21 protein-coding genes and 2 pseudogenes are annotated in these 24,208 nt (G+C 71.7%); 17 read left to right on the plus strand and 6 right to left on the minus strand.

Going from position 1 to position 24,208, the window contains the following annotated elements; all coding sequences use genetic code 11:
• The first annotated feature begins 13 nt into the window (after positions 1-13).
• The 13 genes and pseudogenes from ACZ470_RS06100 to ACZ470_RS06160 all read left to right on the plus strand — a co-directional run bounded on the left by ACZ470_RS06100 (position 14) and on the right by ACZ470_RS06160 (position 15,606).
• Positions 14-1,321, plus strand: coding sequence for a DUF6716 putative glycosyltransferase (locus ACZ470_RS06100; RefSeq protein WP_468424826.1), 1,308 nt, complete (start codon positions 14-16; stop codon positions 1,319-1,321).
• A gap of 32 nt (positions 1,322-1,353) precedes the next feature.
• Positions 1,354-1,824, plus strand: a pseudogene (locus tag ACZ470_RS06105) (acylneuraminate cytidylyltransferase family protein); the annotation flags it as partial.
• 435 nt (positions 1,825-2,259) lie between these two features.
• A pseudogene (locus ACZ470_RS06110) lies at positions 2,260-3,105 on the plus strand (KdsC family phosphatase); the annotation flags it as partial.
• 14 nt (positions 3,106-3,119) lie between these two features.
• Positions 3,120-4,058, plus strand: a complete 939-nt coding sequence (locus ACZ470_RS06115; RefSeq protein ID WP_468424827.1) for an N-acetylneuraminate synthase family protein — start codon at positions 3,120-3,122, stop codon at positions 4,056-4,058.
• A gap of 50 nt (positions 4,059-4,108) precedes the next feature.
• A complete protein-coding gene (locus ACZ470_RS06120; RefSeq protein WP_468424829.1) occupies positions 4,109-5,173 on the plus strand; it encodes a hypothetical protein in 1,065 nt (354 codons plus the stop codon).
• 296 nt (positions 5,174-5,469) lie between these two features.
• On the plus strand, positions 5,470-6,699 hold the full coding sequence (locus ACZ470_RS06125) for a M20 family metallopeptidase (protein WP_468425196.1): 1,230 nt from the start codon (positions 5,470-5,472) through the stop codon (positions 6,697-6,699).
• Positions 6,700-7,100: 401 nt separating this feature from the next.
• Positions 7,101-8,150 carry a BMP family lipoprotein gene (locus tag ACZ470_RS06130; RefSeq protein WP_468424831.1) on the plus strand — a complete coding sequence of 350 codons (1,050 nt, stop codon included), beginning with the start codon at positions 7,101-7,103 and terminating at the stop codon, positions 8,148-8,150.
• A 281-nt stretch (positions 8,151-8,431) separates the two neighbouring features.
• Complete coding sequence (locus ACZ470_RS06135) at positions 8,432-9,481, plus strand: BMP family lipoprotein (RefSeq protein ID WP_468424832.1); 1,050 nt, start codon at positions 8,432-8,434, stop codon at positions 9,479-9,481.
• Between the two features lie 201 nt (positions 9,482-9,682).
• Entirely contained in the window at positions 9,683-11,260 is a 1,578-nt protein-coding gene (locus ACZ470_RS06140; protein WP_468424834.1) for an ABC transporter ATP-binding protein, read from the plus strand.
• Positions 11,260-12,381, plus strand: coding sequence for an ABC transporter permease (locus ACZ470_RS06145; RefSeq protein WP_468424836.1), 1,122 nt, complete (start codon positions 11,260-11,262; stop codon positions 12,379-12,381). Before ACZ470_RS06140 ends, ACZ470_RS06145 begins: the two co-directional genes overlap by 1 nt.
• A complete protein-coding gene (locus ACZ470_RS06150; protein ID WP_468424838.1) occupies positions 12,378-13,652 on the plus strand; it encodes an ABC transporter permease in 1,275 nt (424 codons plus the stop codon). The genes ACZ470_RS06145 and ACZ470_RS06150 overlap by 4 nt, the downstream gene beginning before the upstream one ends.
• A complete protein-coding gene (locus ACZ470_RS06155; protein WP_468424840.1) occupies positions 13,649-14,062 on the plus strand; it encodes a cytidine deaminase in 414 nt (137 codons plus the stop codon). Before ACZ470_RS06150 ends, ACZ470_RS06155 begins: the two co-directional genes overlap by 4 nt.
• A gap of 266 nt (positions 14,063-14,328) precedes the next feature.
• Positions 14,329-15,606, plus strand: coding sequence for a thymidine phosphorylase (locus ACZ470_RS06160; RefSeq protein WP_468425198.1), 1,278 nt, complete (start codon positions 14,329-14,331; stop codon positions 15,604-15,606).
• Between the two features lie 68 nt (positions 15,607-15,674).
• Here ACZ470_RS06160 and ACZ470_RS06165 read toward each other — a convergent pair whose 3' ends face one another.
• Complete coding sequence (locus ACZ470_RS06165) at positions 15,675-16,595, minus strand: AEC family transporter (protein WP_468424842.1); 921 nt, start codon at positions 16,593-16,595, stop codon at positions 15,675-15,677.
• A 148-nt stretch (positions 16,596-16,743) separates the two neighbouring features.
• Here ACZ470_RS06165 and ACZ470_RS06170 point away from each other — a divergent pair, with 148 nt between their 5' ends.
• Complete coding sequence (locus tag ACZ470_RS06170; protein WP_468424843.1) at positions 16,744-17,139, plus strand: STAS domain-containing protein; 396 nt, start codon at positions 16,744-16,746, stop codon at positions 17,137-17,139.
• Here the strand turns inward: ACZ470_RS06170 and ACZ470_RS06175 are convergent.
• The gene (locus ACZ470_RS06175) at positions 17,023-18,039 is read right to left on the minus strand and encodes a sigma-70 family RNA polymerase sigma factor (RefSeq protein WP_468424844.1); all 1,017 of its coding nucleotides are present in this window, start codon (positions 18,037-18,039) and stop codon (positions 17,023-17,025) included. The two genes, ACZ470_RS06170 and ACZ470_RS06175, sit on opposite strands and share 117 nt — an antisense overlap.
• A 271-nt stretch (positions 18,040-18,310) precedes the next feature.
• On the minus strand, positions 18,311-19,600 hold the full coding sequence (locus ACZ470_RS06180; RefSeq protein WP_468424845.1) for an MFS transporter: 1,290 nt from the start codon (positions 19,598-19,600) through the stop codon (positions 18,311-18,313).
• A 63-nt stretch (positions 19,601-19,663) separates the two neighbouring features.
• Here ACZ470_RS06180 and ACZ470_RS06185 point away from each other — a divergent pair, with 63 nt between their 5' ends.
• Positions 19,664-20,626 carry a LysR family transcriptional regulator gene (locus ACZ470_RS06185; protein WP_468424846.1) on the plus strand — a complete coding sequence of 321 codons (963 nt, stop codon included), beginning with the start codon at positions 19,664-19,666 and terminating at the stop codon, positions 20,624-20,626.
• 98 nt (positions 20,627-20,724) lie between these two features.
• On the opposite strand, the gene ACZ470_RS06190 is transcribed toward ACZ470_RS06185, so the two are convergent.
• Positions 20,725-21,486 (minus strand): prolyl oligopeptidase family serine peptidase, encoded by a 762-nt coding sequence (locus tag ACZ470_RS06190; RefSeq protein ID WP_468424848.1) that lies wholly within the window; start codon positions 21,484-21,486, stop codon positions 20,725-20,727.
• 113 nt (positions 21,487-21,599) lie between these two features.
• On the opposite strand from ACZ470_RS06190, the gene ACZ470_RS06195 reads away from it, so the two are divergent.
• Both ACZ470_RS06195 and ACZ470_RS06200 read left to right on the plus strand, forming a co-directional pair.
• Positions 21,600-22,757: an adenosine deaminase gene (locus ACZ470_RS06195; protein WP_468424849.1), complete on the plus strand. Its 1,158-nt coding sequence runs from the start codon at positions 21,600-21,602 to the stop codon at positions 22,755-22,757.
• Between the two features lie 139 nt (positions 22,758-22,896).
• Positions 22,897-23,244 (plus strand): ATP-binding protein, encoded by a 348-nt coding sequence (locus tag ACZ470_RS06200; RefSeq protein WP_468424850.1) that lies wholly within the window; start codon positions 22,897-22,899, stop codon positions 23,242-23,244.
• Between the two features lie 84 nt (positions 23,245-23,328).
• Here the strand turns inward: ACZ470_RS06200 and ACZ470_RS06205 are convergent, their stop codons facing one another.
• Both ACZ470_RS06205 and ACZ470_RS06210 read right to left on the minus strand, forming a co-directional pair.
• Positions 23,329-23,532, minus strand: a complete 204-nt coding sequence (locus tag ACZ470_RS06205) for a PspC domain-containing protein (protein ID WP_468424852.1) — start codon at positions 23,530-23,532, stop codon at positions 23,329-23,331.
• Between the two features lie 59 nt (positions 23,533-23,591).
• Entirely contained in the window at positions 23,592-24,173 is a 582-nt protein-coding gene (locus tag ACZ470_RS06210; protein ID WP_468424853.1) for a VanZ family protein, read from the minus strand.
• Between the last annotated feature and the right edge of the window lie 35 nt (positions 24,174-24,208).

A 24,208-nucleotide genomic window follows, 5' to 3' on the forward strand; every position in this document is an offset into this window, starting at 1 on the left:
TAGCGTCTTCGACGTGCCAGCAAGTGCAACGAAGCCCCTCAGGGTCGCGGTCCTCGCGGATTCCGACACCCGGTGGAAATGGGGCGCGCTCACCGCCGACCGCGTCACGCCGCGGGAAATCCGCCTGGACGGATTTCTGCTGCGGGGACGCGCCACCCCCACCGCCCGCCAGCTCGGCGAGGTCGGCGTCCCCGCGGACTCGCTCCGCGAGGTCACCGCCGTCGAGTTCCTGCGCGCGATGCGCGAGGAGTCGTACGACGTCCTCGTGCTCGCCCTGGTCGGCGGCGGTGTGCAGGCGATGCTGCACGGACTCAAGCGGGTCTGGGAGGACCGGCCCGACCGGCCCGTCGTCGTCACCGGATACGTCGGTGTCGTCTACGAGAAGCTCGCCGACGGCCTGCTGCTGCGCCACGGCGCCGACCTGGTGCTCGCCAACTCCCGCCAGGACGCGGACCGCTTCCGCGCCGTGTACGAGGGAGTGGGCGCCGACGCCGGCTCGGTGACCGAGGTCGCGCTGCCGTTCCTCGGCGGGGACGCCTACACCGGCGAACACGAGCCCTACACGGTGGTGTTCGCCGCCCAGCCCTCCGTCCCGGACAGCCGCAGGGACCGTACGTACCTGCTGAACCGGCTGGTGCAGCACGCCCGTCGGCACCCGGAGCGCGAGGTGCTGCTGAAGCTGCGCTCCAAGCCCGGCGAGCACACCACGCACATCGAGGAACTGCCCTACCAGAAGCTCGCCCAGCGACAGGACCTCCCGTCCAACTTCCGCCTGGTCTACGGGCACATGGGCGAGGTCCTCGACCGGACCGACCTCCTCGTCACCATCAGCTCCACGGCCGCGCTGGAGTCGCTGCACCGCCGCATCCCCACCGTGGTCCTCACCGACCTCGGCATCCGGGAGGCCCTCGGCAACCACCACTTCGTCGGCTCCGGCTGCCTCGCCTCCTGGGACCAGCTCGACGAGGGACACCGCCCGCAGCCCGACGAGGACTGGGTGGCCCGGCAGGGCGTCGCCTCGGACGGCTCGTACGGGACGGCCTTCGACGCCGCCCGCGAGCGCATCGCCAAGCTGCTCGGCCGCAGCGGTGGCCTCCCGCCGCTGACGCCGTACTACACGCCCGTCACCGCGCCCGGCTATCTGCCCGGCATCCTCGCCCGCCACCACCTCGGCCCGGACGGCACCCCGCTGCCCGGCGCGCCCGCCGCCGACAAGGAGCCCGGACCGGTCCGGCAGATCGTGCGCCGGGCGGCGCGCGGCGCCTACCGGCACGGCGTGCAGCGCGTGGCCCCGGTGATCCGGCGGATGGGCGAGCTGTGACCGCCCCGAACCCCGCTCAAGGAGCTGATCCCATGTCCCACCCGCCGACGGTGCGCCGCGTGCTCGCCGTGATCCCCGCGCGCGGCGGCTCCAAGGGCGTGCCCGCGAAGAACCTCGCCCCCGTCGGCGGCGTCCCCCTGGTGGCGCGTGCCGTGCGCGAGTGCCTCGCCGCCCGGTACGTCACGGACGTCGTCGTCTCCACCGACGACCGGGCCATCGCGGCCGCCGCGCGGCAGGCCGGCGCCGAGGTCGTGCTGCGGCCCGCCGCCATCGCCGGTGACACCGCCACCTCCGAGGCCGCCGTCCTGCACGCGATGGACACCCACGAGGCCCTCCACGGCGCCCCCGTGGACGTCGTCCTCCTCGTCCAGTGCACCAGCCCCTTCCTGGTCCGCGAGGACATCGACGGAGTGGCCGCCGCGGTCGCCGAACAGCACGCCGACACGGCGGTGACGGTCGCCCCGTTCCACGGCTTCATCTGGCGCGACGCGCCGGACGAGCCCACCGTCTCCGCCCCGGCGCCCGCACCCGCCACCGAACAGCCGGCCTCCACGCCCGGCGGCCGTGGGGCGGCCGCCGACGCCGCCGCCGGGCGTTCCGTCTCGACCGCCACCGCAGGCGACCGGAGGGCCGCCCCGATCGCCGATGCCGACGCGGCCACGGAAGGCGGCGTCGCCCTGACTGCCCCCGGCACCGACGGGGGCGCGGACACCGCCTCGGCCGCCGCCGGGCGTTCCGTCTCGACCGCCACCGCAGGCGGCCGGGGGGCCGTCCCGATCGCCGACGACGCGGACGCGGCCACGGAGGGCGGCGTCGCCCTGACTGCCCCCGGCACCGACGGGGGCGCGGACACCGTCGCGGCCGCCGCCGGGCGCTCCGTCTCGACCGCCGCAGCCGGCGGCTGGGGGGCCGCGGACGCGGCCACGGAGGGCGGCGTCGCCCCGACGGCCCTCGGTGCCGAAGGGGGCGCGGACACCGTCCCGGCCGCCGCCGGCGCGTCCGCCACCGACCCGGGCGCGGGCGCCGACGCGACCGCCGACGGTGGTGGCTACGGCGTCAACCACGACAAGTCGTTCCGCCCCCGCCGTCAGGACCGCCCCCAGGACCTCCTGGAGACCGGCGCCGCCTACGCCATGGACGCGGCGGGCTTCCGCGAGCACCGGCACCGGTTCTTCGGGCGCACCGAACTCGTGCGCACCGACCCGGCCCGGGTCCTGGAGATCGACGACCCGCACGACCTCGCCCGCGCCCGTGCCCTCGCGCCGCTCTTCGACGCGACCCGGCCCGGCGCCCTCCCGACCGCCGACGACATCGACGCGGTCGTCCTCGACTTCGACGGCACCCAGACCGACGACCGGGTGCTGATCGACTCCAGTGGACAGGAGTTCGTCGCCGTGCACCGCGGCGACGGACTCGGCATCGCCGCCCTGCGCAGGAGCGGCCTGAGGCTCCTCGTCCTGTCCACCGAGCAGAACCCGGTCGTCGCCGCCCGCGCACGCAAGCTCAAGCTCCCCGTGCTGCACGGCATCGACCGCAAGGACCTCGCACTCAAGCAGTGGTGCGAGGAACAGGGCATCGCGCCCGAGCGCGTGCTCTACGTCGGCAACGACGTCAATGACCTCCCGTGCTTCGCCCTCGTCGGCTGGCCCGTGGCGGTCGCGAGCGCCCACGACGTCGTACGCGGCGCCGCACGCGCGGTCACCACCCTCCCCGGCGGTGACGGCGCGATCCGGGAGATCGCCGGCTGGATCCTCGGCCCCTCCCTCGATTCCCTCCCCAAGTAAGGAAAACCCCGGACATGAGCACCAACTCCCGCATCCGCACCCTCGGTTCCCGCGAGGCCGGCCCCGGCCGCCCCGTCTACGTCACCGGCGAGATCGGCATCAACCACAACGGCGACATCGAGAACGCGTTCAAGCTGATCGACGCCGCCGCCGAGGCCGGCTGCGACGCCGTCAAGTTCCAGAAGCGCACCCCCGAGATCTGCACCCCGCGCGACCAGTGGGACATCGAGCGCGACACCCCCTGGGGCCGGATGACGTACATCGACTACCGCCACCGCGTGGAGTTCGGCGAGGACGAGTACCGCCAGATCGACGAGTACTGCAAGGAGAAGGGCATCGCCTGGTTCGCCTCCCCGTGGGACACCGAGGCCGTCGCCTTCCTCGAGAAGTTCGACGTGCCCGCCCACAAGGTGGCCTCCGCCTCCCTCACGGACGACGAGCTGCTGCGCGCCCTGCGCGCCACCGGCCGCACGATCATCCTCTCCACCGGCATGTCCACCCCGAAGCAGATCCGCCACGCCGTCGAGGTCCTGGGCAGCGACAACATCCTGCTCTGCCACGCCACCTCCACCTACCCGGCGAAGGCGGAGGAGCTCAACCTCCGCGTGATCAACACCCTCCAGCAGGAGTACCCGAACGTCCCGATCGGCTACTCCGGCCACGAGACCGGCCTCCAGACCACCCTCGCCGCCGTCGCCCTGGGCGCCGTCTTCGTCGAGCGCCACATCACCCTCGACCGCGCCATGTGGGGCTCCGACCAGGCCGCCTCCGTCGAGCCGCAGGGCCTGACCCGCCTGGTCCGCGACATCCGCACCATCGAGGCCTCCCTCGGCGACGGCGTCAAGAAGGTCTACGACTCCGAGCTGGGCCCGATGAAGAAGCTGCGCCGCGTCACCGGCGTGGTCGCCGAGGCGGAGATCGCCACGGCCGCCGGCGAGCCCGTCACCGTCTGAACCCCGCATTCCCATCCCACCCTTACGACGACGGGAACGGTCGTACGTCGATGAGCCCCCGCGCCGGCCGGTCCGGCCCCCACACTCTCGCCTTCGTCGAGAGCCCGGTACAACTGCTGAACGTGCTGGAGTGGGCGCACGCGCATGCGCCCGGCGTGGGGCTCACCCTCGTGGTGCTGTCCCCGGTCGACCCCATGACCCGCGGCCAGCTGCGCCGCATGGCCGAACTGGCCCGCGAGGAGGGCCACGAGGTCCGCTGGGAGGAGGCCCGCGGGGGAGCGGGCGCCCCGTTCCAGACGGTCGGCGGCCTCGCCGCCCCGCTCCGCCGGGCCGCCCGCGTCGTCCTCGGCGACCCCTTCTCCCGGTACGTCCAGCTGCTGCTGACGATCACCCGGGCCCCCGAGGTCGTCGTCGTCGACGACGGCACGGCCACCATGGAGTTCGTCGGCCAGCTGGCCCGCGGCGAACGCCTGGTGCGCTGGCACCGCAAGGGCGGCCGCCCCGGCCCCCGGGACCTCGTCCTCGCCCCCGTGTCCGCCGCCGCCCGGCGCCGGCTCACCCCCGGTGAGAAGCGCACGGTGGAGGTCTTCACCTCGATGCCGATGGAGGACACCCCGCCGGGAGTCACCGTCAGCGCCCACACCTTCGCCTGGACCCGGGACCGCTTCGGCCCGCCCCGCGTCACCCAGGGCGCCGACATGGTGGGCACGTCCCTGGTGGAGACCGGCGTGGTGGACGCCGACGCCTATCTGGAGGCCGTACGCGCCCTGGTCGGGACCCACGGCGCCAAGCGCTACTTCGCCCACCGCCGCGAGAGCACGGAGAAGCTCCACCGGCTCGCGGTCGAGACGGGACTGGAGATCGTCCGCCCGGAGCTCCCCCTGGAGCTCATCGCCCGCCGCGGCCCCATCGGCCGTACGATCCTCAGCTTCCCCTCCACGGTCGTCCACACCCTGCCCCTCGCCCTCGCCGGCACCGGCGTGCGCGTCGCGGTGTGCGACATAGACCCGTCCTGGCTGACGGAGAAGGCGTCCCCCCGCGCCCAGGGCTTCCTGTCCAACGTCACGGAAACGGCCAAGGACGCCCACCACCTCCGCACCGCCCCGGCGGTCTGAGCGCCTCCTGCCGGGAGCCGGCGGCGTCCGCCAAATGAACCGGTCCGCGTGGCTTCGGCCGAGCGTGGTAACCGTGAGGGTGGGACGGGTTTCGGAGCCATGCCGTGGTGTGTGATCGACATCACGGCCCGGCAGGCCATCGGCCTATACCCTCGCAAAGAGGCCGTGAGTGTACCCACCTCGATGGACAGCTATGCGTAGGGCAGCCAGTTTTTCTCCCCCCACGGGCTGATTTTTCTTGATCGGGGGTCAGTGGACGGCTCCGGCGCCCTACTCTTCAAAGGGTGAAGCCACTGATGTCACTGGAGTCCGAGATCGATCTCCCCGGGGGAGCGGTGCTCCCCGGCGCGCTGCCCGAGGCCCTGCGCGCAGAACTCGTGGCGTTCCGACGCGACCTGCACATGCACCCGGAACTCGGTCACCAGGAGTTCCGCACCACCGCCGCGATCAAGGAACGTCTCGAGCGGGCCGGTCTGAAGCCCCGCGTCCTCTCCGGCGGCACCGGCCTGATCTGTGACATCGGGACCGACGGCGAGGCCGGCACGGACTCCGCGATGCTCGCCCTGCGCGCCGACATCGACGGCCTGCCCATCCCGGACATGAAGGCGGACTGCCCGTACCGCTCCACCGTCCCCGACCGCGCCCACGCCTGCGGCCACGACGTGCACACCACCGTGGTGCTCGGCACCGGCCTGGTCCTCGCCGAACTGCACCGCCAGGGCCTGCTGCCCCGCCCCGTGCGGCTGATCTTCCAGCCCGCCGAGGAGGTGCTGCCCGGCGGCGCGGCCGAGGTCATCGAGGACGGCGGGCTCGACGGCATCGGCCGGATCCTCGCCGTGCACTGCGACCCCCGCGTGGACGCCGGGCGGATCGGGCTGCGCCAGGGCGCCATCACCTCCGCCTGCGACCGGCTGGAGATCGCGCTCGACGGCCCCGGCGGCCACACCGCCCGCCCGCATCTGACCACCGACCTGGTCACCGCCGCCGCCCGCGTCGTCACCGACGTCCCCGCCCTGGTCGGCCGGCGGGTCGACAGCCGCAGCGGACTCGCCGTCACCTGGGGCCGGGTCGAGTCCGGTCACGCGCCCAACGTCATCCCGCAGCACGCCGAGCTGTCCGGCACGGTTCGCTGCCTGGACCTGGAGACCTGGCGGCAGGCCCCCGACCTCGTCGTCGCCGCCATCGACGAGGTGGCCAACCTGCACCGCGCCAAGTCGGAGATCACCTACGTGCGCGGCGTCCCGCCGGTCGTCAACGAGGCCGGCGCCACCGAACTGCTGCGCGACGCCATGATCGCCCGGCGCGGGGTGGACTCCGTCGAGGGCACCGAGCAGAGCCTCGGCGGCGAGGACTTCTCCTGGTACCTGGAGCGCGTCCCCGGCGCCATGGCCCGCCTCGGCGTCCGCACCCCCGGCGAGCGCACCGTCCGCGACCTCCACCAGGGCGACTTCGACGTCGACGAACACGCCATCACCGTAGGAGTGGAACTCTTCACAGCGGCAGCCCTCCTGGACGCCCTGCGCTAACCGCAACCAGCCCCTCCGGCCAAATTCAGCCCCTCCGGCGTTTGAGGAGCGGGGGTCCGGGGGCGGAGCCCCCGGGGTCGGGACGGGAAGGGGCGGCGGGGGCGAAAACCCCTGACCGAACCCGCCCCACAGGCCCCACCCGTCCCCACCGTCACCCCACCCACCCCCTCCGTTTGCGCACCGCGCAGCCGCACGGCAGCGTGGGCCGCGTGCAACCACGCGTCCCGCCCCGATCCGCCCGGTTCGGGCAACTACGGCCCCCTGGTTCACAAGGCCGTAACCGGCCATCGGCACGAATGGATAACGGCCCCGCATGACCCCGTTCCCAGGAGTGTCTACGCGCGTTAATGTGCGCCGAACCGAGCACCCGCTGCGGGGCTTTGGAGAATGGGGAACTTCAGATGCGTCGGATATCCAAACTGACCCGCGTCGCGGTGGGGGTCGCCTCGCTCGCACTCGCCGCCACCGCCTGCGGCGGAACCAGCAGTGACAGCGGCGACAGCGGCGGCTCCAAGGAAGACCTCGGTCTCGCCATCGCCTACGACATCGGCGGCAAGGGCGACCAGTCCTTCAACGACGCCGCCTTCGCCGGTCTGACCAAGGCCAAGGACGAGTTCGGCTACAAGACCGCCGACGTCGAGCCCACCGAGGGCGAGACCGACGCGGACAAGGAGCAGCGCCTCGCCTCGCTGGCGAAGCAGGGCTACAACCCCGTCATCGGCGTGGGCTTCGCCTACGGTCCCGCCATGGAGGCCGTGGCCGCGAAGTACCCGGACACCACCTTCGGCATCGTCGACTCCGTGGTCGAGGGCGACAACGTCGCCTCCCTCGTCTTCGCCGAGGAGCAGGCCTCGTACCTCGCCGGTGTCGCCGCCGCCAAGGCCACCAAGACCAACACCGTCGGCTTCGTGGGCGGTGTGGACATCCCGCTGATCCACAAGTTCCAGGCCGGGTACGAGCAGGGCGTGAAGGAGACCAACCCCAAGGTCAAGGTGATCTCGCAGTACCTGACGCAGACCGCGGAGGAGGGCGGCTTCTCCAGCCCGGACAAGGGCAAGGCCGCCGCCGAGGGCCAGATCGAGAAGAACGCCGACGTCGTCTACCAGGCGGCCGGTCTCTCCGGTCAGGGCGTGATCGAGGCCGCCGCCAAGGCGAAGGTCTGGGCGATCGGTGTCGACTCCGACCAGTACCAGCAGGAAGCCCTCGCCGCGTACAAGGACTACATCCTCACCTCCGCCCTCAAGGACGTCGGCGGCGCGGTGTACGCCCTGGCCAAGTCCGTCCAGGACGACAAGCCGCTGACCGGCACCCAGGTCTTCGACCTCAAGGTGAACGGCGTCGGCCTCTCGGAGAGCAACCCGAAGATGGCCGAGGTCGCCGGCCTGACGGACGCCGTGGCCGAGGCCAAGGAAGGCATCACCAGCGGCTCCATCAAGGTCAAGACGGAGTAGCGGAACCCGGCGGACCCTTGTTGGACCCCTGCGGACCCTTGTGGAGCGGGCGGGCACCCTCGGTGCCCGCCCGCTCCGCCGTCTCCGTCTCCGCTCACCCACGGCCACCCCGCGTTCGCGACCGGCAACGCCTTGACCACGGCTGGGCGCCGTGTTGGCCACGGCCGGATAACAAGGTGGACAGAAGGGGTTTTCAGGCAGGTCTACGCGCGTTAATCTGCGGCAAAGCCAGCGCCGCAGCTGAACACGTCCCGGCGCTTGTACGACTAGGAGCACCACACATGCGCCGGATTTCCCGGATCACGGTCGCAGGCGCAGCGACCGCCTCCCTGGCCCTCGCCCTCTCCGCCTGCGGCGGCACCTCCACCTCCTCGAGCTCCTCGGAGTCGAAGGGTGACAAGGGCCTCGCCATCGCGTACGACGTCGGCGGCAGGGGCGACCAGTCCTTCAACGACGCCGCGTTCGCCGGCCTGAAGCAGGCCAAGGACGAGTTCGGCTACGAGACCGCCGACGTCGAGCCCACCGACGGCGAGACGGACGCCGACAAGGAGCAGCGCCTGGTCTCGCTGGCGAAGCAGGGCTACAACCCGGTCGTCGGTGTCGGCTACGCCTACGCCGCCGCCGTCAAGGGTGCCGCGGAGAAGTACCCGGACACCACCTTCGGCATCGTCGACGACGCCACCATCGAGGCGGACAACGTCGCCGACCTGGTCTTCTCCGAGGAGCAGGCCTCGTACCTGGCCGGTGTCGCCGCCGCCAAGAGCACCAAGACGAACACGGTCGGCTTCGTGGGCGGTGTGGACATCCCGCTGATCCACAAGTTCCAGGCCGGCTTCGAGCAGGGCGTGAAGGACACCGACCCCAAGGTCAAGGTGATCTCGCAGTACCTGACGCAGACGGCCGAGGAGGGCGGCTTCTCCAGCCCGGACAAGGGCAAGAGCGCCGCCGAGGGCCAGATCGAGAAGAAGGCCGACGTGGTCTACGCGGCCGCCGGTCTGTCCGGTCAGGGTGTCATCGAGGCCGCCGCCGCCAACAAGGTGTGGGCGATCGGTGTCGACTCCGACCAGTACAAGCAGGAAGCCCTCGCGAAGTACAAGGACTCGATCCTCACCTCGGCGATGAAGGACGTCGCCAAGGCGGTGTACAACCTGGCGAAGTCGGTCGAGGACGGCACGCCCGCGACCGGTATCGTCAAGGGCGATCTGAAGACGGGTGAGGTGAGCCTGTCGAACTCCAACCCGAAGTTCGCGGACGACGCCGAGCTCCAGAAAGCCATCGAGACGGCCAAGGAGAAGATCATCAGCGGCGAGATCAAGGTCAAGTCGAGCTGAGGCAATCCACCCCTGACCAACCCGGGGTCGCGTCCGCTCGACGGGGTGCGAGGAGCCAGGCTCCTCGCACCCCGTCGGCCAGGTGCGCCACCCCTTTGTATGCCGTAGGGGCGCTACGCGCGTAGACGGCCCCCGTCCCCAGGAGAGTGCGTCATCAACGCGTCCAGCAGCCCTCCGGCCGGAGCGGCGGTCCACGATTCGGTGACCGCCGTCGAGCTCGCCGGGATCACCAAGCGCTTCCCGGGTGTCGTGGCCAACCACGACATCCGTCTCACCGTCCGCAAGGGCACGGTCCACGCCCTCGTCGGCGAGAACGGTGCCGGCAAGTCGACCCTGATGAAGATCCTCTACGGCATGCAGAAGCCGGACGAGGGCACCATCACCGTCCACGGCGAGCAGGTGAGCTTCTCGTCGCCCGCCGACGCCATCGTCCGCGGCATCGGCATGGTGCACCAGCACTTCATGCTGGCCGACAACCTCACCGTCCTCGAGAACGTCGTCCTCGGCAGCGAGAAGCTCTACGGCATCGGCGCGAAGGCCCGGCGCAAGATCAAGGAACTCTCCGACCGCTACGGCCTCGGCGTCCGCCCCGACGTCCTGGTCGAGGAGCTCGGCGTCGCCGCCCGCCAGCGCGTGGAGATCCTCAAGGTCCTCTACCGCGGCGCCACCACCCTGATCCTCGACGAGCCCACCGCCGTCCTCGTCCCGCAGGAGGTCGACGCCCTCTTCGACAACCTGCGCGAGCTGAAGGCCGAGGGCCTGTCGGTCATCTTCATCTCCCACAAGCTGGGCGAGGTCCTCTCCGTCGCCGACGAGATCACCGTCATCCGCCGCGGCACGACGGTCGGTACGGCCGTGCCCGCCGAGACGACCCCGCGTCAGCTCGCCGAGCTGATGGTGGGCAGCGAGCTGCCGACGCCCGAGACGGCGGAGTCCACGGTCACCGACCGCCCCGTCATCACCGTCGACAAGCTGCGCCTGGCGGCCCCCGGCGGCAAGGCGCTGCTCGACGACATCACCTTCACCATCCACGAGGGCGAGGTCCTGGGCATCGCCGGCGTCGAGGGCAACGGCCAGACCGAACTGGTCGACGCCCTCATCGGCCTCCGGCACGCCGACTCCGGCGTCATCCGGCTGGCCGACGAGGAGATCACCGCCTGGCCCACCCGCCGCCGCCGCGAGCAGGGCATCGGCTACATCCCCGAGGACCGCCACCGCCACGGCCTGCTCCTGGAGGCCCCCCTCTGGGAGAACCGCATCCTCGGCCACGTCACGGAGAAGCCCAACGCCAAGGGCGTCTGGCTGGACCCGAAGGGCGCCCAGGAGGACACCCGCCGGATCGTCCAGGCGTACGACGTCCGCACCCCCGGCATCGACGTCACCGCGGCCTCCCTGTCCGGCGGCAACCAGCAGAAGCTGATCGTCGGCCGCGAGATGAGCCACAAGCCGCGCTTCCTGATCGCCGCCCACCCCACCCGCGGTGTGGACGTCGGCGCGCAGGCCGCCATCTGGGACCACATCCGCGAGGCCCGCCGCGAGGGCCTGGCCGTGCTGCTGATCTCCGCCGACCTGGACGAGCTCATCGGCCTGTCCGACACCCTCCGGGTGATCTACGACGGCAAGCTGGTCGCGGACGCCGACCCGGCCACCATCACCCCGGAGGAACTCGGCACCGCCATGACCGGCGCCGCCGAGGGCCACCTCGAACACGAAGAAACCCCCGAGACCCCGGACGACACGAGGAAGTCCCCCGAGTCCCCGGAAGACGAGGCCCGCTGATGAAGAAGTTCGACAAGGAGCGCGTGCTCCTCGCGGTGGCCGGACCGGTCATCGCGCTCGCCGTGGCCTTCGTGCTCAGCGCGATCGTCCTGATCGCCTCCGGGAAGAGCCCGGTCGAACCATTCGCGATCATGTTCGAGCAGGCAGGCTTCTCCGACATCCAGGTCCTGATCGTCAACCAGGCCTCGATGTACTACATCGCCGCCCTGGCGGTCGCCATCGGCTTCCGGATGAACCTGTTCAACATCGGCGTCGACGGTCAGTACCAGCTCGGCGCCTTCATGGCCGCCGTCGTCGGCGCGCACGCGAACCTGCCCGCCTTCGTGCAGATCCCGCTGCTGCTCCTGACGGCCGTGTTCACCGGCGCCTTCTGGGCCGGTGTCGCCGGTGTCCTCAAGGTCACCCGCGGCGTCAGCGAGGTCGTCGCCACGATCATGCTCAACGCGATCGCCACCTCGCTCATCGTCTACATGTGGAAGCCGGACGTCTTCGGCGTCAAGGTCGGCAACAACAACACCACCGGCGAGATGCACGAGTCCGGCTGGATCCCCGGCATCGACATGGGCGCCGCCGGCGAGATCTACGGCCTGGTGATCCTCGCCGTACTCCTCGGCATCGGCTACTGGGTCGTCCTCAACCGCACCCGCTTCGGCTTCGACCTGCGCGCCTCCGGCGCCTCCGAGTCCGCCGCCGCGGCCAGCGGTGTCAGCCCCCGGCGCATGGTCCTGACCGCCATGCTGCTCTCCGGCGCCATCGCCGGACTCGCGGGCCTGCCGATCCTGCTCGGCGACACCCACACCTACAGCCTCAACTTCCCCACCGGCATCGGCTTCCTCGGCATCGGCATCGCCCTGCTCGGCCGCAACAGCCCCGTCGGCATCGCCTTCGCCGCCCTGCTGTGGGCCTGGCTCGACAAGGCCAGCCCCGAGCTGGACTTCCACGGTTACGACAAGGAGATCGCGGTCATCATGCAGGGCCTGATCGTCCTCTCGGTCGTCGTCTCCTACGAGGCCGTCCGCGAGTGGGGCCTGCGCCGCCAGCAGCGCCGGGTCGGCGCGGAGCTCGCCGCCGGTCACGTCCTGGGCGCCGACAACAACACGAAGGAGGTGGCCGGCCGATGACCGCTCCGACCACAGCGACCGACGTCAACCAGCCGTCGCTCGAGCACGCACCGCCGACCGGCCGCCGCATGTCGTGGCCCGTACTGCTCCTGGTCATCGCCGGAGCCCTGGCGCTCACCTCGATCGTCCGCCTCGTCACCGGCGCGGACGGCATCACCAACGTCAGCCAGATGTCCACCGCCCTCCAGCTCGCCGTCCCGATCGGCCTCGCCGGTCTCGGCGGTCTGTGGGCGGAGCGCGCGGGCGTCGTCAACATCGGCCTCGAAGGCATGATGATCCTGGGCACCTGGTTCGGCGCCTGGGCCGGTTTCCAGTGGGGCCCGTGGACCGGCGTCCTCGTCGGACTCATCGGCGGCGCGCTCGGCGGCCTGCTGCACGCGATCGTCACCATCACCTTCAACGTCAACCACATCGTCTCCGGTGTGGCCATCAACATCCTCGCCCTCGGCGCCACCCGCTACCTCGCCCCGCTGGCCTTCGAGGGCCACCAGGGCGGCTCCGCCAAGCAGTCCCCGGCGGTCGACTCCCTCGGCCACTTCACCGTGCCGGGCCTGTCCGACGGACTGAGCGACCTCAACGACAAGGGCTGGTTCTTCATCTCCGACATCGCCGGCCTGCTCGGCGGACTGGTCACCAACGTCTCGTGGCTGACCCTGATCGCCGTCGCGCTCGTCCCCGCCACCTGGTGGATCCTGTGGCGCACGGCGTTCGGCCTGCGGCTGCGCTCCTGCGGTGAGAACCCGATCGCCGCGGAGTCCCTCGGCGTCAACGTCTACAAGTACAAGTACCTCGCCGTGATCATCTCCGGCGCCCTGGCCGGCCTCGGCGGCGTCTTCCTCTCCATCGTGGCGAACCCGTTCTACCTGGAGGGCCAGACCAGCGGCCGCGGCTACATCGGCCTCGCCGCGATGATCTTCGGCAACTGGATGCCGGGCGGCCTCGCCATCGGCGCCGGCCTCTTCGGCTACACCGACAGCCTCAACCTGCGCGGCGGCTCCGCCAACGTGCACGCCCTGCTGCTGCTCGGCGCGCTGCTGCTGGTCATCGGGGCGATCTGGCTGGCCATCCGCAAGAAGTACGTCCACGCGGTGATCACCCTGATCGTCGGCGCCCTCGTCTGGGCCTGGTACGCCGGCACCAACGAGGTCCCGAACCAGGTCGTCTCCGCCACGCCGTACGTCATCACCCTCGTCGTCCTCGCCCTCTCCGCCCAGCGGCTGCGCATGCCGAAGGCGGACGGCATGCCGTACCGGAAGGGGCAGGGCAAGTGACCGCGTCCGGGGCCACCGCGGCCGACGTCGACTGGGAGGCGCTGCGCGCCGTGGCACGGGACGCCATGTCCCACGCCTACGCCCCCTACTCGGGCTACCCGGTCGGCGTGGCCGCCCTGGTCGACGACGGACGCACGGTCTCCGGCTGCAACGTCGAGAACGCGTCGTACGGGCTCGGGCTGTGCGCCGAGTGCGGACTGGTCTCGGAGCTCCAGCGCACCGGGGGCGGCCGGCTCACCCACTTCACCTGCGTGGACGGCGACGGCGAGATCCTCGTCCCGTGCGGCCGCTGCCGCCAGCTGCTGTACGAGTTCGGCGGTGCCGGCCTGCTGCTGGAGACCCCCGAGGGGATCCTGCCGCTGTCCGAGATGCTGCCGCAGGCCTTCGGCCCGCAGTACCTCACCAAGTAATTCCCCCGCGGCCCTTAGGGCCTGCTGCGAAAGTCCCGCCTGCCGGGCGACGCCATGCACGCACTCTCGCCGCACCGGGCCCTGAGCCAAGTACGTCCAGTACGAGACTCAGGGCCCGGCACGGCGAGAGCACGCACCTGACGCCGCCCGGCCCGCCCTCCGGGCGGACGACGGGACTTTCGCAGCAGGCCCTAGGACGACTGCCGATACCGTCGTTCGAAGGGGCCGCACCCTTCGCACCCCCGGGAGGAACCCCAGCCATGGCCATGGACGCCATCTCCGTCATCCGCGCCAAGCGGGACCGCGGCGAACTCAGCGACGAGCAGATCGACTGGGTCATCGACGCGTACACCCGCGGGGAGGTCGCCGACGAGCAGATGTCCGCGCTCGCCATGGCGATCCTGCTCAACGGCATGAACCGCCGCGAGATCGCCCGCTGGACGGCCGCGATGATCGCCTCCGGCGAGCGCATGGACTTCTCGTCCCTGTCCCGCCCCACCGCCGACAAGCACTCCACGGGCGGTGTCGGCGACAAGATCACCCTTCCGCTGGCCCCGCTGGTCGCGGCCTGCGGCGCGGCCGTCCCCCAGCTGTCCGGCCGCGGCCTCGGCCACACCGGCGGCACCCTCGACAAGCTGGAGTCGATCCCCGGCTGGCGCGCCCTGCTCTCCAACGAGGAGATGCTGTCCGTCCTGGACACCACCGGCGCGGTGATCTGCGCGGCCGGCGACGGACTGGCCCCCGCCGACAAGAAGCTGTACGCGCTCCGGGACGTCACCGGCACGGTCGAGGCGATCCCGCTCATCGCCTCCTCGATCATGTCGAAGAAGATCGCCGAGGGCACCGGCTCCCTGGTCCTGGACGTGAAGGTCGGCACCGGCGCCTTCATGAAGACGCTCGACGACGCCCGTGAACTGGCCCGCACCATGGTCGGACTGGGCACCGACTCCGGCGTGAAGACGGTCGCCCTCCTGACCGACATGTCCGCCCCCCTCGGCCTGACCGTCGGCAACGCCCTCGAAGTCCGCGAGTCGGTCGAGGTCCTGGCGGGCGGCGGCCCCTCCGACGTCGTCGAGCTGACCCTCGCCCTGGCCCGCGAGATGCTGGACGCGGCCGGCCTGAAGGACGCCGACCCGGCGCGGGCCCTCGCCGACGGCTCCGCGATGGACGTCTGGCGCCGCATGATCACGGCCCAGGGCGGCGACCCCGACGCGGAGCTGCCCACGTCGAAGGAACAGCACGTGATCAAGGCCCCGTCGTCCGGCGTCCTGACCCGCCTCGACGCCTACGACATCGGTGTCGCCGCCTGGCGCCTCGGCGCGGGCCGCGCCCGCAAGGAGGACCCGGTCCAGGCGGGCGCCGGCGTGGAACTCCACGCCAAGCCCGGCGACCGCGTCACCGAGGGCCAGCCCCTCCTCACCCTCCACACGGACACCCCGGAACGCTTCGACTACGCGCTCCAGGCCGTGACGGGCTCGTACGACATCGAGGCCCCCGGCACGGAGTTCACGGCCACCCCGGTGGTGCTGGAACGCATCGCCTGACCTGCGGCTTCCCCGATCGGATGAACGGGACCGGTGGACTCCCACCGGTCCCGTTCTCCCGCTCGCCGTCACCCCAGCAGCGCCGCGACCACCACCAGCACCGGCACGGACAGCACCGTGGAGACCAGGATCGCCTCCCGGGCCAGTTTCTCGCCCACCCGGTAGCTGCTCGCGTAGGTGAAGAGGTTCTGGGCGGCCGGGAGGGCCGAGGTCACCACCACGTCGAGGAGGTGGGCGCCGCGCAGGCCGAAGACGCCCACCGCCAGGGCCCACGCCGCCAGGGGCTGACCCACCGCCTTCAGTCCCACGGCGAGGAGGACCGCTCCCCGGTCACCGCCCCGCAGGGGCAGGGTGCTGCCGCGCAGCGAGATGCCGAAGGCGAGGAGCACGGCGGGAACCGCCATGTTGCCGATCAGGGTCACCGGGTCCCACACCGGGCCTGGTATCTCCACTCCCGCCGCCGACACCGCCACCCCCGCCAGCGACCCCACCGCGATCGGATTGCGCAACGGTGTCAGCAGCCGACGCCACAGCGGCTGCTTCCCGCCCGCCGTCGACAGGTCGAGGATCGTCAGCGCGACCGGTGTGACCCCGACCAGCTGGAACAGCAGCACCGGCGCCACCAGGGAGGCGTCCCCCAGCACATACACCGCGATCGGGATGCCCAGGTTGCCGGAGTTGACGTAGCTGGAGCACAGGGCGCCGATGGTGGTGCGGCCCACGCCCCAGCCGCGCACGACACCCACCGCGACGAAGACGCCCGCCACCGCCGCCGTGCTCAGCGCGGTGACCAGCAGCCGGCTGGAGAACACCACCGACAGGTCGGCCCGGGCGAGCGTGGTGAACAGCAGCGCCGGGGACGCCACATGGAAGGCGAGCTTCGTCAGCACCTCACGGCCCTGTGCGCCGAGATGCCCCCCGCGGCCGATGACATAGCCGACGCCGATGACGACGGCGATCACCAAGAAGCCGCTCAGCACCCCCTGCACGGCGGCTCCTCGCGGGGGAGCACGACACCGGACAGCAGGGGCGGGGAAGATCTGTGGCGCATACAGCCAACACTCCGGGGAAGGCCGTGCCCCGGTCAATGTGATCCGTACGGCGCCGGGTCCCGCGCACGCGCACCGGCCCCGCGCGATGAGTTACGCGCCCCCGGCCGGTCTATGGATCGTGGACGCCATGACACCGCCCGTACTCGTGCTCAGCGGCCCTCTCACCAGGGACGAGGTGAGCGGGCCCTGCGACGCGCTTCGGGCACTGCTGGACGCCGGTGGCGGCGGATCGGGCCGCGTGGTCGTGTGCGACGTGGCGGGACTGGGGCCGCCCGGGCTCGCCGCCGTGAACCTGCTCGCACGGCTGGAGCTCACGGCCCGGCGGGCCGGGGGCCGGATACGGCTGCGTGACCCCTCCCCGGCCCTATGCGCCCTGCTCGACCTGGTCGGACTCCGCTTCGAGATGGAGGGGCAGCCCGAACAGCGGGAACCACCGCTTGGTGTCGAGGAAGCAGTGGAACCCGGTGATCCGGTCGTCTGATATCTCCAGCACCTGGACCGCCCACGGCGTGTACCCGCCGGCCTCCGGATCGGGCTTGTACTGCGCGAACCCCGGCAGGCCGTTGACCTCGACCGGCACCAGCCGCGAGTTCGCGCAGGGGGCGCCGAGCGTCGTCATGAAGCCCGTGATGTCCTCGGAACCGGTGAGCCACAGGTCGAACGGCGGCATCGTCATGATGGCGTCCTCGTGCAGCAGCGCGGTCAGCGCCGACATGTCGTACCCCTCGAACGCCGCGACATAGCGCTCGAGCAGCTTCTGCTGCTCCTCGTCCAGCGGGTCGGAGACCGACGCGTCGGCGCCCGGCTGCTGCCGCTCGGCGAGCGTCGCCCGGGCCCGCTGCAGCGCGCTGTTGACCGAGGCGACCGACGTGTCCAGCAGCTCGGCGACCTCGCTCGCCTTCCAGGCCAGCACCTCGCGCAGGATCAGCACCGCCCGCTGCTTCGCCGGCAGCTGTTGCAGCGCGGCCATGAACGCGAGCCGCACGGACTCCTTGGCGACCGCCGCCTCCGCCGGGTCGGCGGGCGTGGGCAGCACGCGGGAGTCGGGCATCGGCTCCAGCCAGGTGTTGTCCGGGCGGGGCGCCAGCGCGGCCTGCGCGAGCGGGGTGGACTCCGTGAGATCCATCGGCCGGGCCCGCTTGTTGCCCGCGGTCAGCATGTCCAGACAGACGTTGGTCGCGATGCGGTAGAGCCAGGAGCGCAGGCTGGAGCGGCCCTCGAACTTCTCGAAGCTGCGCCACGCGCGGATCATCGTGTCCTGCACCGCGTCCTCCGCTTCGAAGGAGGAACCCAGCATCCGGTAGCAGTACCCGGTCAGTTCGACCCGGTACTGCTCCAGCCTGGCGTCCAGGTCGGTCGTCGTCGCGGCGCCGTTCGTCATTGTCCACCCACCCCAAGTGGTGTCGTCGTGGTCCACCACTTCGGAAGCTACCGCAGCCCACTGACAACGGCCCGCCGTAGGAATGAAGGCGCAGGTCAGGGGTGCTGGTGCGTCCCTGGGGGCTGCGCCCCCAGACCCCCCTTCGGCCCTTCGGGCCTCGTCCTCAAACGCCGGACGGGCTGAACTACTCAGCCCCTCCGGCGTTTGAGGAGCGGGGTCTGGGGCGGAGCCCCAGGTCGGGACGGGAAGGGGCGGCGGGGGCGAAACCCGCTCAGGCCGGCCGGGCCACGGCCCGCGCCGCCGCCCGCGTGCCCGCGAGGGTGATCGCCGCCACCCCGGCCACCGCCACCAGCCCGACCCCCACCGTCCCGGCCCAGCCCCCCGCGTGGAACGCCACCGCCCCCACCGTGCTCCCCGCACTGGACCCGACGTAATACGCGGACTGGTACAGCGCGGAAGCCTGCGCCCGCCCCTCCGTCGCGGTCTTGCCCACCGCGGAGGACGCCACCGCGTGCCCCGCGAAGAACCCCGCCGTGATCAGCACCAGCCCCAGCAGCACCACCGGCAGTGACCCCGCCAGCGACAGCACCAGCCCCGCCGCGGTCGTCCCACCGCCCGCGTACAGCGCGCCCCGCCGGCCCAGCCGCCCCACCAGGCGCCCCGCCGCCGACGCGGAGACCGTGCCCACCAGGTACACCAGGAAGATCGAGCCGACGATGCCCTGCGGCAGCGAGAACGGCGCCTCGGTCAGCCGGTAGCCGATCACCGTGTACACACCGCCGAACACCGTCATGAACAGCGCGCCGATCGCGTACAGGCGCCGCAGCAGCGGGTTGGCCAGATGGCCCCGGACCGTGCGCACCAGCACACCCGGCCGCAGCGAGCCCGCCCGGAAGTGCCGGGGCGCCGGCAGCAGCAGCCGGAACGCCACCGCGCACGCCACGGCGACCGCACCGATCACCCCGACGGCGACGCGCCAGCCCCACTCCTGCGCCACCCAGCCGGTGATCACCCGGCCGCTCATCCCGCCGACACTGTTGCCGGCCACGAACAGCCCGATCGCGGTCACCAGCGCCTTGGGCGTGACCTCCTCCGCGAGATACGCGGTCGCCGACGCCGGCAGCCCCGCCAGCGCCGCGCCCTGGAGCGCCCGCAGTGCCACCAGCGCGCCCAGCGACGGCGCGAAGGGCACCAGCAGGCCGAGGGTCACCGCGACGGCCAGGGACGCCGTCATGACCGTACGCCGTCCATAGCGCTCCGACAGCGCGCTCATCGGCAGGACGAAGAGCGCCAGACCACCGGTGGCCGCCGCCACCGTCCAGCTGGCGTCCCCCGCGCTCACCGCGAAGTCGCCGGAGATCAGCGGCAGCAGGGCCTGGGTGGAGTACAGCAGCGCGAAGGTCGCGACACCCGCGAGGAACAGGGCGAGACTCATCCGGCGGTAACCGGGTCCGCCCGGCGACATCCGGGACTCGGAGACGGTCCCGGAGGCGGGCGGGGTCGAGGGAACGGATGCGACGGCGCCCACGCTGGTGGACGCCCCGGTACTGGCGGGAGTCATGCCTCGAAGCTATGTACGGCCCCTCTCATCCGTCCAATGCATGGAATCGTCATAATCGTTCCCATGGTGCATCAGCAGAGGTCAGCGAGTCGGCTGTCACAGAGCAGTGACACACGAGACATGGACGACATGTCGATACTGCTGGCGCCCCGCCTCGCCTACTTCGCCGGCGTCGCCCGGACCGAGCACGTCACGCGCGCCGCCCAGGAGTTGCAGGTCCCGCAGTCCACCCTGTCCCGGGCGATGGTCCGCCTCGAAGAGGACCTGGGCGTCGACCTGTTCGCCCGCCACGGCCGCACGGTCTCCCTCACCCCCGCCGGCCGCACCTTCCTCGCCTCCGTCGAACGCGCCCTCGCCGAGGTCGAACGCGCCGCCGACGAGGTGCGTGCCGACGCCGACCCCGCCACCGGCAAGGTCGCCTTCGGCTTCCTGCACACCATGGGCGCCGAGACCGTGCCGGGCCTGTTGCACGCCTTCCGCGCCGACCATCCGCGCGTCCGCTTCAGCCTCGTCCAGAACTACGGCGAGGCCATGCTGGAGGGCCTCCGCGCGGGCGAACTCGACCTGTGCCTGACCTCGCCGGTGCCCGACGCCCCCGACCTCGTCGCCCGCCGCCTCGACGAGCAGAAGCTGCGCCTGGTCGTCCCCGTGGACCACCGCCTCGCCGGCCGTCGCCGCGTCCGCCTCGCCGAGGCCGCCGACGAGACCTTCGTGACCCTCGAACCCGGCTACGGTCTCCGCCGCATCACCGACGACCTCTGCGCCCAGGCGGGCTTCAAACCCCGTATCGCCTTCGAGGGCGAGGAAGCCGAAACCCTGCGCGGCCTGGTGGCCGCGGGCCTGGGCGTGGCTCTCCTCCCCCCGCCCCCGTTCCCCCGCCCGGGAGTAGTGGAACTGACGGTCACGGCCCCCAGAGCAGCGAGAGAAATCGGAGTGGCCTGGCTGGCCGGCCACCCGGACACACCCCCGGTAGCAGCCTTCAAGAAGTTCCTCCTCAGCAAGAGGGGCACCTTGCTGCCGACTTGAGGAGGCGCAACTTGCTGCCGGCGCTGGGGCAACACCCTCAGGGGCGCGGGGAACTGCGCGACCAGCCACAACGCACCCGCACCCGCCGTCAGGCAGAACTACCGCCGCAAAGACTCCCCGAACCCGGCAGCAAGCGGCATCCGCAACCCCAACGGCGGAGGCGCCGCCAACGCATCCCGCACGGGCCGCGACAACGCCCGCCCGAACAACACCCCCATAACGAAGTCCTCGGCCAGCGCCAGCACTTCGTCCCGGTACTGCCGCAACCCATGCCCGTCCGCGTGGACTTCGAACCGGCACACCTCCCGGTTCGCCTTCTTCGCCCGCGCCGCCAGCCGGAACGACAACTCGGGATCGCACCGCGCGTCATTCGTGCCGTGCACGATCAACACGTGCCGTCCGGCGAGCTGCTTCACCGGTTCGGGTGGCGCCGCCACATCCTCCTCCGGCAGCCAGGGGGCCAGCGCCACCACGGAGTTGACGGCCTCGTGGCCCCCCGCGCGGAGCGCGGCCCTGCCGCCCATGCCGAGACCGACGAGGCACACGGGGACGTCCCCGTAGCGCCGTACGGCCTCGTCGGCGGCCCACGCGGCGTCGCGCGCGAGATGCGCCTCGCTGCCGTTCCAGCCCCGGAAGCGGTAGTGGACGACATGGGCGGCGAGGCTCCGGTCCCGGCCCGCGCGGGTGAGCCGGCGTCCCAGGGCTCGTACGGAGGCGGTCGCCATCATGGGGGACGGTCTTCGGCTGGAGACCTCCTCGCCGCCGGGGAGCAGCAGCACCACACCGCTCACCGCCGTCGGCTCCGGGCCGAGCGCCCTCCCCAGCCGGGCCATGCGAACCGGCGTCGCTTGCTGTGCCATGACAGAACATTCTCAGAAGCGGCGGTGTACTCGAGCCGTCCGTGCGGTCACCGTTACGTATCGACGCCTTCGTCCACCGAGTGATCTACGCGCGTAGGAGTTAGAGTGCGAAAATGACGAGCCAGACCATCGCGAACGCCCCGACGGCGGACCGGATCCGCCGGGCGCCCAAGGTTCTGCTGCACGACCACCTCGACGGCGGGCTGCGCCCCGGCACCGTCGTCGACCTGGCCCGCGCGAACGGGTACCTCCAGCTCCCCGAGACCGACCCCGACAAGCTCGGTCTGTGGTTCCGGGAGGCCGCCGACTCCGGTTCCCTGGAGCGGTACCTGGAGACGTTCTCGCACACCGTCGGGGTCATGCAGACCCGCGACGCCCTCGTCCGGGTCGCCGCCGAGTGCGCCGAGGACCTCGCCGAGGACGGTGTCGTCTACGCCGAGGTGCGCTACGCCCCCGAGCAGCACCTCGAGGGCGGGCTGACCCTCGAGGAGGTCGTCGAGGCGGTCAACGAGGGCTTCCGGCAGGGCGAGCGGCGCGCCAGGGAGAACGGCCACCGCATCCGGGTCGGCGCGCTGCTCACCGCGATGCGGCACGCCGCCCGCGCGCTGGAGATCGCCGAACTCGCCAACCGCTACCGGGACCTGGGCGTCGTCGGCTTCGACATCGCGGGCGCCGAGGCCGGCTACCCGCCCACCCGGCACCTCGACGCCTTCGAGTACCTGAAGCGGGAGAACAACCACTTCACCATCCACGCGGGTGAGGCGTTCGGGCTGCCGTCCATCTGGCAGGCCCTCCAGTGGTGCGGCGCCGACCGGCTCGGACACGGGGTGCGCATCATCGACGACATCCAGGTTCACGACGACGGCACGGTGACGCTCGGCCGTCTCGCCTCCTACGTCCGGGACAAGCGCATCCCGCTGGAGCTGTGCCCGAGCTCCAACCTCCAGACCGGTGCGGCCGCCTCGTACGCGGAGCACCCGATCGGGCTGCTGCGGCGGCTCCATTTCCGGGCCACCGTTAATACGGACAACCGTCTGATGTCCCACACCAGCATGAGCCGGGAATTCGAGCACCTGGTCGAGGCATTCGGTTACACGCTCGACGACATGCAGTGGTTCTCCGTCAATGCGATGAAATCAGCGTTCATTCCTTTCGATGAACGACTGGCTATGATCAATGACGTCATCAAGCCCGGATATGCCGAGCTGAAATCCGAATGGCTGTTCCGTCAGACGGCTTCCACCAGCGGTTCTTCGGACACGGCGAGCTGACGGACGCGTCCGCGGGAAACGTGGACCCGGGCGGCGTTCACAATCCGTCCGCATTTCGATGTTTGCGGCGGGAGCGGCCGCGTGTTTACGGTCGCGGTACCGCTCACTCCCCGTTTCCCATTTTTCGAGGACGCATTTCATGAAGCAGTCTGCTGCCAAGACCCTCGGTGTCGCCGCTCTGGGTGCCGCCTTCGCCGCCGTCGGCGCCGGCGCCGCCCACGCGGCCCCGGCCGTTCCGGACGCCGCCCCGGCGCTGGACACCGTCAACCGGGCCGTGCCGGCGGAGAAGCTGGCCGGTGCGGTACCGGGCTCCGACCGGGCGCTGGAGACGGGCCAGGAGCTGGCCGGCACCGGCATGGCGACCGCGCAGCCGGTCGCCGGGCAGGTCGGCCCCCAGGTCCCGGCCTCCGGTCTGCTCGGCGGCCTGCCCGTGGAGCAGCTGCCCACCCAGGGCGTCACCCTGAACGGGGTCCCGCTCGGCGGCTGACCCGCTGGTCCAAGCGTGCCGACGGGGCGCGACCCGGAACCGGGTCGCGCCCCGTCGTCGTACGCGGAGGACGGTGCTACGGCGTCACCAGGCCGCCCGTGCCTTGTCCTCCGAGGGCAACAGGACCCACAGCGCTATGTACAGCAGGAACTGCGGGCCCGGCAGCAGACACGAGAGCAGGAAGAGCACCCGCATCGTGGTCGCGGAGGTGCCGAAGCGCCGTGCCAGCGCGGCACACACTCCGCCGATCATGCGGTCGTTGGTGGGGCGGGCGAGACGGCGGCTCATCGCGGCTCCTTCGTGAGCGGTGCGAGGCATCCCGACTGGCTGCCTCCATGCACTCCACGTTACGGAGACGAAGGGGGCAAAGCGTCGCTCCACGGGGCGATCCCGACCCTGGGAATCGTCGGGGTCCTACCCTGAGTCGGCTCCTCCGTGAGAACGGCCGTGACGGACCGCCGTACCACCCGGCGGCGCAGCCGGGCACGGGCCGCCGGCACCACGGCCGCGTGCGCGAGCGCCGCGCCCGCCGTGTTCAGCAGCAGCGAGTCGACGTCCACCACCTGGCCCGGCACCGCCGTCTGCAACATCTCGATGGCCAGCGACACCAGCGCGGTCGCCGCCGTCGTGCGGATCAGCGAGCCCAGCCGCGAGACCGCCAGCCTGCCCCCCGCCGCCGGCAGCAGCACACCCAGCGGCGCGAGCAGCGCCAGCCCCTCACAGACCCGGCGGACACCCGTCGTCCAGCCCATCGCGAAGTCGCCCCGGATGCCGTCGAACGGCCGCAGGTTGGCGGGCATCACCCAGGGAACGTCCAGGGGGCGCAGCGTGTACCAGGCGACGAACGCGAGATACGCGGCCAGGAGGAGACCTCCTGTCACACGGATACGGGTCGCGGCGGTGCCGCCGATGAAGCCTTGACGCTGCACGACCCCCTAGACGCGGCCTTCGGCACGATCGGTTC

This window comes from Streptomyces sp. NPDC031111, assembly GCF_055570675.1.